Below are 16,604 nucleotides of genomic sequence, written 5' to 3'. Positions count from 1 at the left end.
CGAAAGGGTCTGCTACTATCAATGCATAGCGTTTTAAAACAGCATTAAAAAAACAGAGAGAAAATAATGTTTTTCGTTGAGACTGACTGATGCGATAGGGTTATTTTCAACACGTTTGATTCAGGAAACCATTATAACTGTTAAGGAAGACTTATGACCAATGCAACGATTCACACAGTGACTATTAATAAGGCCGATATTGCCAGTGGCGGCATGAAATCGTACAAGCAAGATGATGATAGTATCATCTTAATTACCCGCGACGACGATGCGTTTCAGGCGTTCGATGGCAAATGCCCGCATGCAGGCGCAGATTTAGGCACAGGATTACGTTGTGGCAATCGCGTGGTCTGTCCTTGGCATCATGCGACGTTTGATAGCCGTGATGGGACGCTATTAGAGCCAATAGCGACAGAAGGCTTGACTCAATATGAAGTGACCGATAACGGTGATAGCTTGACGGTGAATACCTCAGCTAAGATAGATAAACAGATTGCAAATGACAAACTGACGGATACACATACCCTCATCGTGGGCGGTGGCGCGGCTGGTTTTATGACAGCGCATCAACTGCGTAACACTGGCTATGGTGGCAAAATCACCTTGATTAGTTCTGATGAGAAAGCCCCTTATAACCGTCCATTATTGTCCAAAGCATTTTTAGCGGGCAATATGCCTGAAGAAAAGCTGCTACTGGGCGGTGCAGATTGGGCGAGCAAACACGATATTAATTTGCGCCTAAATCAAACCGTCAGCGAAGTATTACCCAATGAACGTACGATTGTCATCAAAGATAAAAATAATCATAGCGATACACAAACCGCCGATTTTTTAGTGGTCGCAACAGGCGCTGAGCCAAAGATACCGCCTTTTAAAGGGGCTGAGCTTGATGGCGTTTATACACTGCGTAGTATGGATGATGCCAAATTGATTAAAGCGGCCAGTCACGATCAGCGTGTGGTGATTGTCGGTACTGGCTTTATCGGTATGGAGGTCGCTTCCGCATTGGCGCAAGCAGGCACGACGGCTTCTATTACGGTCATCGGACAAGATCATCGGGTGATGGGAAATATTGTCTCCGAAACGGTCAGTAATGCGCTGATTAAGCTGCATGAGGAAAAAGGTATTCAGTTTGTCTTTGATGCCAGTGTGACCGAAATCGTTGAGGTCGAAAAAGCAGATGAGACTAGCGACAGCAATTTTTCGCAAGTTGGCGGTATTAAATTAGCAAATGGTGAGCAAGTTGATGCAGACATCGTGATTTTAGGGACTGGTGTAGCACCACGTACAGAACTGTTCGAAGAAGTAAACGCGCCAGATGGCGTGCAAGTGGATGACCATTTGCAGCTACGCGATGGGGTTTATGCATTGGGCGATATTGCGAAAGCTTCTGGACAAATGGGACGCATGCGTATCGAACATTGGCGGGTGGCCTTACAGCATGGCTTGGTCACTGCTGCCACTATCTTAAACGACCCTAATGTCAACTCACTAGAAGAGCGCATTCCTTTCTTTTGGACGATGCAATATGGTAAGAGCCTACGCTATAGTGGTCATGCCGCGACACCTGACAATAATATCTTGTTTGGTTCACCAGATACGTTAGATTATATCGAATATTACTTTGATGATGACGGGGAAGACACACGTGCTAGTGCAGCTAGCACTTTAGGGCATGATAAAGAACTGATTGCCTTTTCTGAGCTACTTCGCCGTGGTCATGCGCCGACGCGTGCACAGATTAACGCTGGATTTAATATTATCGACCAAGCGCAGGCGTTATCGCCCTAGCACTCAAAATGTATACGTATTACTATTAAGGCTGGCCTATTAATTTGGGTCAGCTTTTTTAATACATATAGTCAGTTCAATATAAAAAATATATGACAAATACAAACATCCAGCTGGGATGAGTTTCTCTCACTTGCTGTGTGCTTTGCACTTCAGAGGTTTCGAAAAATTCACCCCAGCAGTAATGTATTCTTTTTAAAGTAAATCCACTATAGCTAATAAAAGGAAAAATTATAATATGAATAAAAACTCTATAAATAAAGATTACTTGAGCAAAGACTCGGTATTTTTGCGTCAGGCGGAAGCAAGTGATATTAGTGCACTGGAGCAGTTATTAAACTGCTGTTATCGGGAAACGGCAGGCTGGACCAATGAGGCAGATTTGGTCGGCGGTATTCGTATCACGCCAGATGAGCTGGCTAATACCATCGCAAATCCCAAACACTATCTGTTTGTGTATCCAAAAACAACCAGTGGTGAAGGTGAGGCAGAAGAAACGGGTGAGTTACTCGGTTGTATCGCGGTCGATATCAAAACCAATAATGACTCAAGCAAAAAAGCCTACATTGGTATGTTTGCGGTACATCCTGTGCTACAAGGGCAGGGCGTTGGCAATGTGATTTTGCAAGCAGCAGAAACTTTCGCTACTCGTCATTTATCGTCAGATGGGCAAGCAGATGATAAAAACCCTGCGCGTTTGACCATGTCTATCTTGAGCCATCGTCCTGAGCTGTTGGCTTACTATCAGCGCCGGGGCTATCAGTTAAATGGTAATAAAATGCCGTTTCCAAATGATGGCAATAATGGCGAGCCAAAGCGTGAGGATCTAGAGTTATTGGAGTTAGAGAAAATTGTTAGCTAACTAGTTTAGTAAAGAAACATTGAAAACTATACTGTCTCACTTATCCCCAAAAATGTCCAAAGGTCATAAACAGCCCAACACTTAGCAGTATAAATGCCACGATAATTAAGCGCTTAAACCAGTTAAATGCTGGCAAGCGCGTGGCATTGTCATCAGACATGAGATAAGCAAACAAAAACAACAAGCTTGCTGCCAATGTCATGATCCCAATACCAATCGGTAATATAAATAAGTACACCTGCCACACAGTCATCTCTCAACGGTCAGTATTAATTGCATCATAGCAGTATCGGGATTGTGCTGTCAGTATGCCTTGCTTTAAATTTTTCAAAGCAAATAATTCTTGGAAAATACAGTAATGATCAGTGCGATATAAAAGTAATGAGAGAGTTTTAGACATACGAAGATGTATGCTTGCATCAATATTAACAACAAAAAAGGATACACAAATGGCATCCTTTTTTATAGCAGCTCAGACTAAGAGTAATATTGCTTAATGAGCCTAGCGCATCGTCACAAACTCTTCTGAGCCAGTTGGATGAATGGCAACGGTATTATCAAAGTCCGCTTTAGTCGCGCCCATTTTGATCGCGACCGCAAAGCCTTGAATCATCTCATCGACACCAAAGCCAAGACCGTGTAGACCAATGACTTTTTCATCATCGCCCAAGCACACCAGTTTCATCATACATTTCTGACGATGCTGGGTTACCGCGCTATACATCGAGGTAAATGTTGAGTTATAGCATTTGATATTGTCTTTACCATAGCGCTCAACCGCGTCGATTTCAGACAAGCCAATGGTACCGATAGCAGGGTGGGTAAAGATAACCGTCGGTATCAACGTATAGTCTAAATGCTCATTAGGCTTGTTGTTAAACAAGCGCTCTGACAAGCGGCGACCTGCGGCAATCGCCACTGGGGTCAAATCCACACTATCTTCGATAATATCGCCGACCGCATAGATATTTGCAACATTGGTGTTCTGGAACTTATCGACTTTGATTTTGCCAATCTCGTTCGTCTCTACGCCTGTCACTTGCAGGTTGATATTGTCTGTCGATGGCGCACGACCAATCGCCCAAATCAAACAATCTGTCGCGTCTAAGCTGCCATTTTCAGTACATAAAGTCAGGCTGCCATCTTCATTTTTATTGACTTCCGTGAGCGTAGTATTGGTATGTAGTTGAATACCGTCTTGCTCCATCTCTATGAGCAATGCCTCTACCACACTGTGGTCAAACGAGCGCAGCGGCGAGTGCTGGCGTACATACAAATGCACCTCAGCGCCCAAACTGTTTAACACGCCTGCGATTTCAACAGCGATATATCCAGCCCCCACAATCGCCACACGTTTTGGCAAATGGTTCAACGCAAAAAACCCATCAGAATCGATGCCGTGTTCTGCGCCCTTGATATCTGGCTGAATCGGGTGACCGCCCGTGGCAATCAAAATATGGTCAGCGGTAATCAGCTCGCCATCTACTTCTACGGTATTGGTATCGACAAATTTGGCAAAGCCCTTGATGACCTCTACACCGTTTTTGGCCAAATTATTGTCATAAGAGCGGTGAATATTTTCGATATATTGTTGACGGCTCTGCACCAATTTTTGGAAGTCAAAACCTTTAACATCCACATCGAACCCATAGTCTGGCGCATATTTATGGATGGCTTCGGCAACTTGCGCGCCATACCACATTACCTTTTTGGGTACACAGCCCAAGTTCACACAAGTACCGCCCAATTGGTTGGCTTCGATAATGGCACATTTTTTGCCATAGCTCGCCGCACGGTTGATTGAAGCAATGCCACCGCTACCGCCGCCTATGGCGATATAGTCATAATGTTTGGTCATAATGAATCTCTTTATTAAGTTGTTATTGGTGCTATCTTGGACTCTACCGTAATGGGTCTTATCATCCATCTTACAAGTTTTTTGTGGTTAGGGTATGTTAAGTCGCTTCGATTTGGTTAGTTTTTCACTAGAAACAGCCTAACATTTAAATGTCTATACCTGCCTAAACCCACTTAAACCTATTTAAACAATGGCACGACGTCTATAAAATAGCAGCCCCGGAATGGACAAGCCTAGCACCAGTCCTGAGGTCACAAATAACGCTTCGAACAAGTACACCATCATTTGGCTAAATAACTCGTCTGAAAAACCAAAATAGCCAATCTGTACCATGCTCACCATCGCCTTATAGGCGGCGATACCAGGCATCATACAAATGACACTGGGCGAAATTAACGCTTTAGGCGGTAGGGTGTATTTCTTGGAAAAATACACACCCAAAAAACTGGCAAGCATCGCCCCAAAAAAGCTGGCAACCACGATATGTACATGTTGATAAACAAGAGCCGTCTTTAATCCAAAGCCAAACGCGGTCATCAGTAAGCAAGGCAAGATATAGCGTTTGGGTACGCCAAACATCAGCGTCCAACCAAGGGTAATAATACACGACAGCGCAACGGTCTCAATGAACCACATCTTAAAACCCCCAATGCTGTATGCGAAGTAAAACCAGTGCCATCACGATGCCAACGCACGCTGATAGGGTCAGCATATAAGTAAAAACTGCACGTCCAATCCCAATATTGACATAGCCTTTTAAGATATCTGAGAAAGAATTGATCAAAGGAAAGCTTGGTACTAATAAGAGCACACTAGAGGCAACCGCAATATCGGCATTATTACCAATATCAAAATAGTAGGTCGTCGCTCCAATTAAGGAAGCAATAAATGCTGTCACAATGACGGTGATAAAAGGATTAAAATGCTGCTTGGACAGGTAAATACGGGTGAACATCGCTACCATACCAGCGATAAATGTCACTGCGGTAATCGACCAACTGCCACCGTTTAGATAAGCAAACGCCGCACAAGATGCACCAACAAATATGCCCACCAGCCACGTTGGATAAACTGTTTTATCTAATTCATCAAACGCAAGAGTGGTGCGGTCAGTCAGCTCAGATTTCAGCTGATTGTTATCTGGCTTGTCGCTATCTGTGTCGGCTTCGGTTTTATTGATAATTTGCTGAATTTGTACCAGTAAATTGACGTTGATGCTTTGATTGATAGTGTCTCTGGTGGTGGTGATACAGCGCTCATCACAGATGGTGGTCAGGGTAATGGCATTAAAATTCAGCGAACATTCCACGCTGTTCATCCCCAACGCAAGCCCTAAGCGTTTGCATAAGTCCACCACCACGGCAGACTCAGCGCCATACTGCATAAGGAGTAATCCGCAGCGCACGCATAGTCGAGTAATGTGCTGTTGCTGTACGTAGCTGATAGAAGTCATGGATTAGATACGCATGTTGGCTATTGTGATATTTGTGAATGGCATAAGTATAAGTATGAGCATTGTGATTGGTTATGAGGTATCGATAAGGCAAGGTAACGATAGCATAACTTGCTGTGCTTATTTGCTACTATTATAAAGCGTAAACCACTGTCGTAAGGAGAATAAAATGCATATCGTCATTCTAACTTTGACCTTTTCTCTACCTGGCTGTAGCTCGTTAAAAGAAAAGCGCCAACGGATGGGCGGCTTGCATGCACGCTTTGGCAATACACCAAGTGTCGCGGTATGTGAGAGCGGCGAGCGTGATCGGCATGATGCTAGTGAATGGACGTTTGTGATCGTTGGATTGTCTAAACGTGAGGTCGAGTCTCAGTGCAGCCAAATTGAGGAGAAGATAGAGCGGACGGTAGATGCGCGGGTAATGAATGTTGAGAGGGAGTTTGTTTAGGTAGTAGGTAATTATCTTAAGTCTGAAAAATGTCTAACTTGTAGGTTGGGTGGAGGTTGCGACACCCAACATTTACTTTAAAAAAGAATATCCTCATCTGCCCCAATTGACAGGAAGCAAACCATCCGTCACAAATCGATGAAATGAGGAGTATTGCCAGTCTTTAACCTGTTTAACATACCCATGTTTAATAGGGTTCATATGAATATAATCAATATGTGCTCGATAGTCTGATTCATCGCGAATGCAATGCTCCCAAAATCGACGTTGCCAAATACCGCGCTCGCTTTTTTTAAGTCTGCTATTTGAGATATATTCTGTTTTAGTAATATGATAAGAAAAGTAATATTTGATTAGTTTGATACGTTTAGAGAAGTCTGCATCATTGTTTGGCATAGTACATAACATATGCAAATGGTCTGGCAAGATAACAATGGCATCAATATGAAAGGGATGTTTTTGTTTGACCGTTTGAAAAGCATGTCGAAGCGTTTCAACTTCTTTGATTAGTAAATCGCTAGATCTATCAGCTAGGTTGATAGTGAAAAAGTAGGTTGCTCCTTTTTGATAGTGCCTTCGATATTGCATGCTATTCTGCAAATTATAACTAATAGCTGATATTACTTAATTTTGTTGGGTGTCGCAAGCTCCACCCAACCTACGGATTGTAGGTGATTCCGCGTTTAGATTGTAGGTTGGTGTCGAAGGATGAGACCCAACGAGTTGGCTTTGATGAATATGAGACAGTTGGATTTCCTTCGTTAACCCAACCTACGAGTTGATTTTTCCTGTTAGCCCAACCATAGGCCACGATGAATCCAACATTGATAATAGTGAAAGTAAGATAAAGCAATGTCAAACTTGGAAACGATCAATTAACTTACGAATTATAAATTGCTTTTATAATTTTAGAGATCATAAATCAAAATTATTAATACGTTTGTTAATCTTCAAGATATCATGCTTTATAAGTGCTATTAGACAGTTGAATCTATCACTGTTTAATTCGATTAACTCTCCAATTATCAATGCCTTCAATTCATAGCTATGTTTATCAGTCTCGCTGATTTTGGAATGAAAGTCAGACTCTCGCTCTGTTATTCTATATTCTCTTTTTAGTAATTCAATAGCATCATCTATTCCATAAGCGTGAATCTGATAGCTACCCTGCAATAGCTCTTTAGATTCATGATGTATAAATGACTGCCAATCTAAATAAGCGCTTCCTAATTCAGGACTTAATATCAAGAAGTCATTCTGTATAGTTTTCTCAAATTTCAAATAACTTTCGTATATTTCTATATAATGCTTATGAATCAATGTCTTCTTAGTATTCTCATTAATGTCAGCACTTTCAACAGCTCCTGAATATGCTGTATCAAATTTAGAAAATTGGAAACCAATAGAGGCGAGTTCGTTATAAGTGTCTATTTTCCTCTCAAATAATTTTTGATACCCATTGCTTGATATTTGATTAAAGTTATCCTTTTTTCGATTATGCTCATCAACCCAAGATTTACCGAGAAAACCTATTAATGCTGTTAGTAACGGTAATATCATATTTTGAAGGTCTATCATTGCTTTCTCTCCTGTACTAAGCTTTAGTATAGAATATTTTTGTGCACATGTGCCTTATATATGGTACTTGAGCCATGCTGGTTAAGACTTGAGTGAAAAATTGAAATAGATGATATACCCTAACCAAAAAAAGGCCACCCCTAAAGAGTAGCCTTTCAATTACTATCTAACTATTAGCTAGCTCACTTCTCTCATACCTTGCTCAAGCATCGGCTTTAAGAATATACCCGTGTAGGACTCTTTAACTTCCGCCACTTCCTCAGGTGTACCTTCCGCGATGATCAGTCCGCCACCTTTACCGCCTTCAGGGCCAAGATCAATCACCCAATCCGCCGTTTTAATGACATCCAAGTTATGCTCGATGACCACGATAGTATTACCTTTATCTCGTAGCGCATGCAAGATATTGAGCAGCTTATCGATATCATGGAAATGCAAGCCAATGGCCAATGGTCGGCTCATCCAAGATATAGAGCGTCTGTCCGGTATCACGTTTGGCCAGCTCACGCGCCAGTTTGACACGTTGCGCTTCACCACCTGATAGCGTCGGTGCAGACTGACCCAAGCGAATATAGCTCAGACCAACATCCATGAGTGCTTGCAGGCGACGATAACAAAGATAGTTTCAAGAGTAATTATTTGGAAGGGTTTCAACTTCTTTAATTAATAAGTCGCTAGACCTATCAGCTAGGTTGACAGTGAAGAAGTAGGTTGCTCCTTTTTGATAGTGCCTTCGATACTGCATGCTATTCTGCAAGTTATAACTAATAGCTGATATTACTTAATTTTGTTGGGTGTCGCAAGCTCCACCCAACCTACGAGCTATTTTTGTCCTACGAGCTATGAAGCTTACTCAAGATTTAGCTATTTTTGAAGACCCAAGCATAATAAGTGTCAATGTCGTCGTAAGTATGCATTCTTAAGACAAATAATTAGTACATAAGTTGATCTGCGTTCAAAGTCGACGTTAAGAGTTAGCTGGTAGAACTTGTAGAAAAAGTAAGAGCTTCATTAAGAATAATGAAGCTCTTGATTATAAGTTAGCTTACTGAATAGATTTAATTCCTTATAGAAGGGTACACAAGTGCTGATGTTTTGTTTGCTACCGTTTTTAACCATTCATCAAACCCTTTCTGGTTAATATATCCAGATTGAGTTTCATTAGCATAACCTACTCCATATCTACGACCATGAGCTGGTACACCATTGTCGTTTAAAGTAATCGCTGTATTGTAAGATTTATCCGTCACACTATCAAAAGATAATGCTGGGAACAATAAAATTCTCTTACCATCAATCAGAGTTAAATATTCTGTGACTGCTTTACTTGGTCCAGTAGTATCAATATCTTTGGCACAGTTAGAGTCTAATGAATATAAGGTTGCTCCCAGCTGAGTACTATTAAATACAAGTCCCGTTCTACCGAAGCCTGACTCTGCTTTAAATGCGCAAACAACCTTTTCTGTCGTTGAATGAGCAGCGCGATAGGCTTCGATGTTTTGATAAGATGAATCATCATTTGATGTAGATGCTGCTTGTGACGAATAAACTTTGGCATCATCAAAATAGTAATATTCGCCCTCTGAGATTCCTGAATCAATTCTAAAGCTTTTAACAGAGCTGCTATAAGTTCCCGCATTAGGACGCTTGGGATCGATCAGAGTATTACTCAAGCTTTTGTCAGAAACACTGAATTTGTAAGTCGTATTATTTAAGTATTTAGCAGTAAATCCATCAGGAGTAGATGTCCAAATAGAATTTTCTGAATCGAATCTTTTAGTACTTAAGACGCTACCATCTGAGTAAAGATCACCATAACCCATAAAACCAAATATTCGTTGTCTAGGATTTATACTCAAAGAGCTCCACTTTTTATCGACAGGTAAATACACCCAAGCGTCTTGATGGATCTTGTTATTTGAGTCTATCCACACACGAATAAAGCTTGGACAAGCTGTATCACTAGAACTAGGGCAATTTACTTCATCACCAAGTAAATTAACAAGTCTTGGAAGATAAATACCGTTAGTAAGTGCAACCGCTCCTGAATTCGTATGTTTATACGGAAGCTCATTAGAATCTGATTCTACAAGATTGGGAATATTTACAGAAAGCGGTAGTTTAAAAGCTGGGGTCGGATCAGGTGTTGGTTTTGGATCAGGTGTTGGTTTTGGATCAGGTGTTGGTTTTGGATCAGGTGCTGGTTTTGGATCAGGTGTTGGTTTTGGATCAGGTGTTGGTTTTGGATCAGGCGTTGGTTTTGGATCAGGCATTGGTTCTGGATTAGGCGTTGGTTCTGGATTAGGCGTTGGTTCTGGATTAGGTGTTGGTTGTGAATCTGGTGCTGGATTCTGTGTAGTAGTCTGAGTAGGCGTTGATGAAGAATCATCACCTCCACATGCAGTCAATAATAGTGTGCATGAAATAGCACTAATAGCTAGTGATAAACGTTTTTTCGAATTCATTATTTAAATGCCTAAAGTGAGTTTTCGCGTAATATAATGTAAACATTATGTCTAAAAAGTAAACATATGTAAATATTATCACAGTACTTAATCACTAACCACCTTTTTAGGAATTGTATGAAAAAGTGTATCAATTCATATTCGTCTTGTTTTGTACTGTTAAGGATGAATTAAAGACTTTGAAAGAAGACACTGGTAGTGCTCCGCTTTATATATCTTTAAATCGTTCAAATAAAAGAGAGTCACTAAAAAAATTAGCTCGCATACCAGTGACGTGGATACAATCAAATAGTAAGTTTAGTCTAATAAACCTAAAACCCAACAAAAAAGGCCACTCCCTAAAGAGTAGCCTTTCATCAATAATTATCTAAATGCTATTAGCTGACTTCTTTCATCGCTTGCTCAAGCATCGGTTTTAAGAATATACCTGTATAGGATTCTTTAACTTCCGCCACTTCCTCAGGCGTACCTTCCGCGATGATCAGTCCACCACCTTTACCGCCTTCAGGCCCCAAATCAATTACCCAATCCGCCGTTTTGATGACGTCAAGATTGTGCTCGATGACGACGATGGTATTACCTTTATCTCGTAGCGCATGCAAGATATTGAGCAGCTTATCGATATCATGGAAATGCAAGCCAGTGGTTGGCTCATCCAAGATATAGAGCGTCTGTCCGGTATCACGTTTGGCTAGCTCACGCGCCAGTTTGACACGTTGCGCTTCACCACCTGATAGCGTCGGTGCAGACTGACCCAAGCGAATATAGCTTAGACCAACATCCATCAATGCTTGCAGACGACGATAAATCGCTGGAATGGCTGAGAAGAACTCAGTGGCATCTTCGACTGTCATATCGAGCACATCAGCGATGGTTTTGCCTTTATAGTGAATCTCTAAAGTCTCGCGGTTATAGCGCTTGCCTTCACAGGTATCACACGGCACATACATATCCGGTAAGAAATGCATCTCAACTTTGATAAGACCATCACCTTGACACATCTCACAGCGTCCGCCTTTGACATTGAAGCTAAAGCGACCGGCTTTATAACCACGGGCACGCGCTTCTTGCGTTTGTGCAAACATTTCACGTACTGGGGTAAAGACACCAGTATACGTTGCTGGGTTTGATCGCGGCGTACGACCAATCGGACTTTGATCGATATCGACCATTTTATCCAAATGCTCAAGACCGCTGATGCTGTCATGCTTATCCGCGATGAGCGTCGAAGCATTGTTTAACTGAGTCGCGGCAAGTGGCATTAAAGTACGGTTAATCAAGGTCGATTTACCAGAACCTGAAACACCCGTGATACAGGTCATGATACCGATTGGTAAAGACAAATCAACATCGTGTAAGTTGTTACCAGACGCACCTTTTAGTTCAATGGTCATCGGTACTTTTTTCGGTTTGGCTTTACCTTTTTCCTCAACCTCTATCGTTTTGGCTTTATGACGAATCGCTGGAATCTCGATTCTTTTCTTACCAGACATATATTGTCCAGTCAGTGATTCTTTATTGGCCATGATGTCATCGACCGTACCTTGAGCGATGATATGACCGCCATGTACGCCTGCACCGACACCGATATCAATTACATGATCCGCTTGACGAATCGCATCTTCATCATGCTCAACGACCAATACCGTATTGCCCAAATCACGCAAGCGCGTTAAGGTTTTTAATAGACGATCATTATCGCGTTGATGCAGACCGATTGATGGTTCATCGAGCACATACATCACGCCCATGAGACCCGCGCCAATTTGGCTAGCCAAACGAATACGTTGTGCTTCACCGCCCGATAGCGTTTCAGCAGAGCGGGCAAGGGATAAATAATCAAGTCCGACACTGACGAGGAAGTTTAGACGCTCGTTAATCTCTTTAAAGATTTTTTCCGCGACTTCACCTTTATGACCGCCAATTTTTAGCGTTTTATAATAGTCAGCCGCATCACCGATAGACATTTTGACGATTTCAGCAATGGTGTGCTCATCGACACGGACATTGCGTGAAATTTCATTGAGACGCGCGCCATCGCAGACGTTACAAGTCGTATCAGCTAAGTATTTGGCCAGCTCGTCACGGACGAGATTGCTTTGCGTCTTAGCATAACGACGCTCTAGATAAGGAAGCACGCCTTCAAATGGTACGGTCTTGTTAGTCTTGCGACCGCGCTCATCGGTAAAGTTAAAGGTTAGCTTCTCTTTACCAGAGCCATTCATAATGAGGTCTTGTTGCTCTTTTGGCAGATCTTGCCACGGTGCATCCATGTCAATTTTAAAGTGCTTGCAGACAGTAGAGAGCAAACCAAAGTAATAAGCGTGACGCTTATCCCAACCATTAATCGCACCTTGATTAAGCGATTTTTCATGATGGGTAATCAGTTTCTCAGCAGAGAAATACTGACGTTTACCGAGACCATCACAGCTTGGGCAAGCACCATAAGGATTGTTAAAACTGAACATGCGCGGCTCAAGCTCAGAGACGGCACGATCACAAACAGGGCAAGAATGCTTGGCTGACATGACTTGGTTTTCATCGCCGCCTTCTTTTGGATTGCCATCCATAAAGTGTAGCGTCACCAAACCTTGTCCTAGACGTAGTGCCGTCTCTAAACTTTCGGCAACGCGGTTACCTAAGTCATCACGAACTTTAAAGCGGTCAACGACGACTTCGATGGTATGCTTTTTCTTTTTATCGAGTGTTGGTAGCTCATCAGTATCGTAGACATCACCGTCGACGCGCACACGGACAAAGCCTTGACCAATCAGCTGCTCAAGCAATACCGTATGCTCGCCTTTACGCTCACGAATGACGGGTGCCAAAATCATAATCTTGGTGTCATCTGGTAGTGCCATGACTTGATCAACCATCTCAGTCACCGACTGCGCGACCATTGGCTCGCCATGCTCAGGGCAAAACGGCGTACCAATACGCGCATACAGCAGGCGCAGATAGTCATAAATTTCGGTAATCGTCCCGACCGTAGAGCGCGGGTTATGGTTGGTTGATTTCTGCTCGATAGCAATCGCAGGGGATAGACCCTCGATACTATCGACGTCAGGCTTCTCCATTTGCGAGAGGAACTGACGCGCATACGCCGACAAGCTCTCGACATAACGACGTTGCCCTTCGGCATACAAGGTATCGAATGCCAATGAAGATTTACCAGAACCTGATAAGCCGGTAATGACCACGAATTTATCTCGTGGAATGTCTAAGTCGACATTTTTTAAATTATGAGTACGTGCGCCGCGTATTGCGATATGGTCATGTGCCATCGGTGATAGGTTTCCTATTTGCTAAAATGGTATTTAAAAAAGATGGTCGTCGTTCAATAATAATATAGGTAACTAATATGAGTAACTAATGAATATGGGTAATTTAAGGTGAGTTCATGGGTTAAACAAAAGCGTGGATAGTTCTCAAATGCATATCGTTTGATAAAAGTTAAGCGTTGTATCGAACAATATGAATGACTGTTTTTATTTTGTGCTTTGTTTTGACTTTAATAAGCAAATCTAAATCAAATCAGTGTTAACTAATAGGGAGGGTTTGTTATAAATTTATCCAAGCTGTATCAGTTCAAGCTGTGTCACTTTAGGATATGCCTTTTTATAAGGACATGCGTCATAAGTGCTGTTTAGGCAACAATGTCTGCGCTGCCTTGCTTTATTGTCATGATGGAGGGATTATTCAAGGTATGGTGACCCATCAGATGCACTTGGTAACAAAATTATGGTGTCACTCCTACAGGTAAGTGCAGGAATGGTCAAAGGAAGCGTAAAAAGACAAAAGTCTCGGCAACCTGATGGCGAATGTCTTATACTAGTGGGCTTAATTTATAGCTAAAGCCTTGATAGAGTCACAATAGTATAAGCAGCGCAGCAGTGACAAATCAGCAATGACGAACCAGTGAGGCAAGTATGAATAGCGTAGAAAAACGGGCAATTCTCGGGGTCGGTGGTATATTTGCCTTGCGGATGATTGGTTTGTTTATGATTGTGCCCGTGTTTTCTGTGTATGGCGACAATTATGCGCATGCGACACCGTTTCTAATTGGCTTAGCGGTCGGTATTTATGGGCTAGGGCAGGCGATCTTTCAGATACCGATGAGTCTTGCTGCTGATAAGTTTCCGCGTAAACCGATTATCTTTTTGGGTCTGGTGCTATTTGCTCTTGGCGGTATCATCGCCGCCAATGCCACGGATATTTATGAAGTCATTATCGGTCGGGCGCTGGCAGGTAGTGGCGCGGTCTCTGCGGTATTGATGGCGCTACTCGCTGATGTGACGCGCGAAGAGATGCGCACCAAAGCGATGGCCACGATGGGTTTAACCATTGCGACTTCCATCATGTTGGCATTTGCTTTTGGTCCGCTATTGGTCGGTTCGCTTGGTATCTCTGGGCTGTTTTGGTTGACCTCAGGGTTTGCTATTCTAGCGATGCTGCTGCTTTTTTTCGTACCGACGCCGCTACGAGTGCTAAAGCATAATTTAGATAATAAATCGATTGGTCAGCAGTTGGCGACGGTACTAAAAATCGGCGATTTAAACCGCTTGCATATCGGTATCTTTGCCCTTCATCTGACCATGACGGCGATATTTGTCATATTGCCGCATCAGCTCAATGAGGTGATGGGTCTATCCGTACGTCAGCAGGGTTTGGTTTATTTGCCGTTATTATTTATCGGCTTTGCCGTCGCGATTCCTTTTATTATCATTGCCGAAAAGAAACGCAAAATGCGCCAAGTATTCTTGGGTGCGATTGCCTTGATGACCGTTGCCTTAGCAGTGCTAGCATTGGGTAGTCAGGTCGGCGTCGGTATTATTTTAGGCTTGCTGCTATACTTTATGGGCTTTAACCTGCTTGAAGCAACGATTCCTTCGTGGATATCCAAGCGCGCACCAGTTGCCAATAAAGCCACGGCTATGGGGCTGAATTCTTCCAGTCAGTTCTTTGGTGCATTTGTGGGCGGGGCAATGGGTGGCTTGTTATTGAGTCAGCCTAATCTGCTGGCGTGGGGGATATTGGCTATCATTATGGGCATTTCGTTGCTGCTTATTATCCCGATTGCTGATCCACCGTATTTATCAAGTACGACCGTTACGATTCCCAAAAACATCAACATACAAGATTGGTCGCGGCAAGTGTTAGCAGTAGACGGCGTTGATGAACTGGTGGTCATGGCAAAAGAACAAGTGGCTTATTTAAAGCTGGATAAGACCCAGTTGACAGAGGATTCACGGCAGCAGCTATCGAGCTTGGCGCAAAGTCCATTAGATCTTTAATAGATTAACTATACAACAATCTAAAGGTTATAGAAATAAGCCTAGATAGGCAAAACTGAGTAGGTAATAACCGCGTAGACAGACCCTAATAAGTGAAAACTAAAAATTCATCTCTGTTCAAAAGGAATTAATATGAGTCAGTTTAAAATGCTGTTGAATGGTGCTTTTTTTGGTAAAGATGTTGCTCCCCGAGCAATGGTCAAGCTGGCGATAGGTTTTGGGCTATCTGCCACGCTTTTGACCTCTGGCTGCGCTACCCAAAATATTCAGGCTTATCAAAACACCACACCAACGCTTGATATGCATGAATTTTTCTCCGGTCAGATTGGTGGCTGGGGCATGTTTCAAGGTCGCAATGGCGAGGTCAAAAAACGCTTTTACGTCGATATTGATGCCACTCACGAAGGTGATAACGTCATTGTATTGGATGAGAAGTTTGACTGGGCAGATGGCACAAAATCGCAGCGTATATGGCGACTGACCAAGCAAATGGATGGTAGTTGGAAAGGTACGGCAGGTGATGTTATTGGCGAGGCGACAGGGGAAGTGGTTGGCAATACCTTGCATTGGAATTACGTATTAGAGTTGCCCGTTGAGGACAAGACTTACAAAGTGAATTTTGATGACTGGATGTATCTTATTAATGACGATGTCATGCTCAATCGTTCAGTCATGAAAAAGTTTGGCGTAGAGCTGGGTAGCGTTACTCTCAGTATGCATCGTAATAATAAATAATCGTTGGCATTACTGATATTTTATGGTGTTTTTCAGGGCTCTAAGGAGTCCTTTCTACTTATAATCCTCGCTAAGATGTTGATACTTCAAAATAATGAATAGTATTGCACAGAGGGA

General features: G+C 42.5%; 13 protein-coding genes and 1 pseudogene. 5 read left to right on the top strand and 9 right to left on the bottom strand.

Annotation, left to right across the window (positions count from 1 at the left end):
- Positions 1-153: 153 nt before the first annotated feature.
- Positions 154-1,791, top strand: coding sequence for an FAD-dependent oxidoreductase (locus J5X94_RS04475; protein ID WP_210540367.1), 1,638 nt, complete (start codon positions 154-156; stop codon positions 1,789-1,791).
- Between the two features lie 238 nt (positions 1,792-2,029).
- A complete protein-coding gene (locus J5X94_RS04470; protein ID WP_210540365.1) occupies positions 2,030-2,653 on the top strand; it encodes a GNAT family N-acetyltransferase in 624 nt (207 codons plus the stop codon).
- Positions 2,654-2,693: 40 nt separating this feature from the next.
- Here J5X94_RS04470 and J5X94_RS04465 read toward each other — a convergent pair whose 3' ends face one another.
- From J5X94_RS04465 to J5X94_RS04450, 4 genes are all read right to left on the bottom strand, one after another.
- Positions 2,694-2,906 carry a hypothetical protein gene (locus J5X94_RS04465; RefSeq protein WP_010201362.1) on the bottom strand — a complete coding sequence of 71 codons (213 nt, stop codon included), beginning with the start codon at positions 2,904-2,906 and terminating at the stop codon, positions 2,694-2,696.
- A gap of 249 nt (positions 2,907-3,155) precedes the next feature.
- On the bottom strand, positions 3,156-4,511 hold the full coding sequence (gene gorA / locus J5X94_RS04460) for a glutathione-disulfide reductase (protein WP_210540364.1): 1,356 nt from the start codon (positions 4,509-4,511) through the stop codon (positions 3,156-3,158).
- Between the two features lie 183 nt (positions 4,512-4,694).
- The gene (locus J5X94_RS04455) at positions 4,695-5,147 is read right to left on the bottom strand and encodes a threonine/serine exporter family protein (protein WP_210540362.1); all 453 of its coding nucleotides are present in this window, start codon (positions 5,145-5,147) and stop codon (positions 4,695-4,697) included.
- 1 nt (position 5,148) lies between these two features.
- On the bottom strand, positions 5,149-5,964 hold the full coding sequence (locus J5X94_RS04450; protein ID WP_210540360.1) for a threonine/serine ThrE exporter family protein: 816 nt from the start codon (positions 5,962-5,964) through the stop codon (positions 5,149-5,151).
- Positions 5,965-6,133: 169 nt separating this feature from the next.
- Here J5X94_RS04450 and J5X94_RS04445 point away from each other — a divergent pair, with 169 nt between their 5' ends.
- Positions 6,134-6,415, top strand: coding sequence for a DUF503 domain-containing protein (locus J5X94_RS04445; RefSeq protein ID WP_173238862.1), 282 nt, complete (start codon positions 6,134-6,136; stop codon positions 6,413-6,415).
- A 93-nt stretch (positions 6,416-6,508) separates the two neighbouring features.
- On the opposite strand, the gene J5X94_RS04440 is transcribed toward J5X94_RS04445, so the two are convergent.
- From J5X94_RS04440 to uvrA, 5 genes and pseudogenes are all read right to left on the bottom strand, one after another.
- Positions 6,509-7,003, bottom strand: a complete 495-nt coding sequence (locus tag J5X94_RS04440) for an REP-associated tyrosine transposase (RefSeq protein ID WP_210540358.1) — start codon at positions 7,001-7,003, stop codon at positions 6,509-6,511.
- A gap of 327 nt (positions 7,004-7,330) precedes the next feature.
- Entirely contained in the window at positions 7,331-7,993 is a 663-nt protein-coding gene (locus J5X94_RS04435) for a hypothetical protein (RefSeq protein ID WP_210540357.1), read from the bottom strand.
- A gap of 177 nt (positions 7,994-8,170) precedes the next feature.
- A pseudogene (locus J5X94_RS04430) lies at positions 8,171-8,606 on the bottom strand (ATP-binding cassette domain-containing protein); the annotation flags it as partial.
- 445 nt (positions 8,607-9,051) lie between these two features.
- Complete coding sequence (locus tag J5X94_RS04425) at positions 9,052-10,458, bottom strand: hypothetical protein (RefSeq protein ID WP_210540354.1); 1,407 nt, start codon at positions 10,456-10,458, stop codon at positions 9,052-9,054.
- A 377-nt stretch (positions 10,459-10,835) separates the two neighbouring features.
- A complete protein-coding gene (uvrA, locus tag J5X94_RS04420) occupies positions 10,836-13,742 on the bottom strand; it encodes an excinuclease ABC subunit UvrA (RefSeq protein WP_210540352.1) in 2,907 nt (968 codons plus the stop codon).
- 645 nt (positions 13,743-14,387) lie between these two features.
- Between uvrA and J5X94_RS04415 the strand changes: the two genes are divergently transcribed.
- On the top strand, positions 14,388-15,752 hold the full coding sequence (locus J5X94_RS04415) for an MFS transporter (protein ID WP_201592260.1): 1,365 nt from the start codon (positions 14,388-14,390) through the stop codon (positions 15,750-15,752).
- A 132-nt stretch (positions 15,753-15,884) separates the two neighbouring features.
- Positions 15,885-16,487 carry a DUF3833 domain-containing protein gene (locus J5X94_RS04410; protein WP_228293152.1) on the top strand — a complete coding sequence of 201 codons (603 nt, stop codon included), beginning with the start codon at positions 15,885-15,887 and terminating at the stop codon, positions 16,485-16,487.
- The last annotated feature ends 117 nt before the right edge of the window (positions 16,488-16,604 follow it).

This window comes from Psychrobacter sp. K31L (assembly GCF_017942195.1).
GTDB classification, from domain to species: domain Bacteria; phylum Pseudomonadota; class Gammaproteobacteria; order Pseudomonadales; family Moraxellaceae; genus Psychrobacter; species Psychrobacter glaciei.
This window is presented reverse-complemented; position numbering and strand designations above follow the sequence as displayed.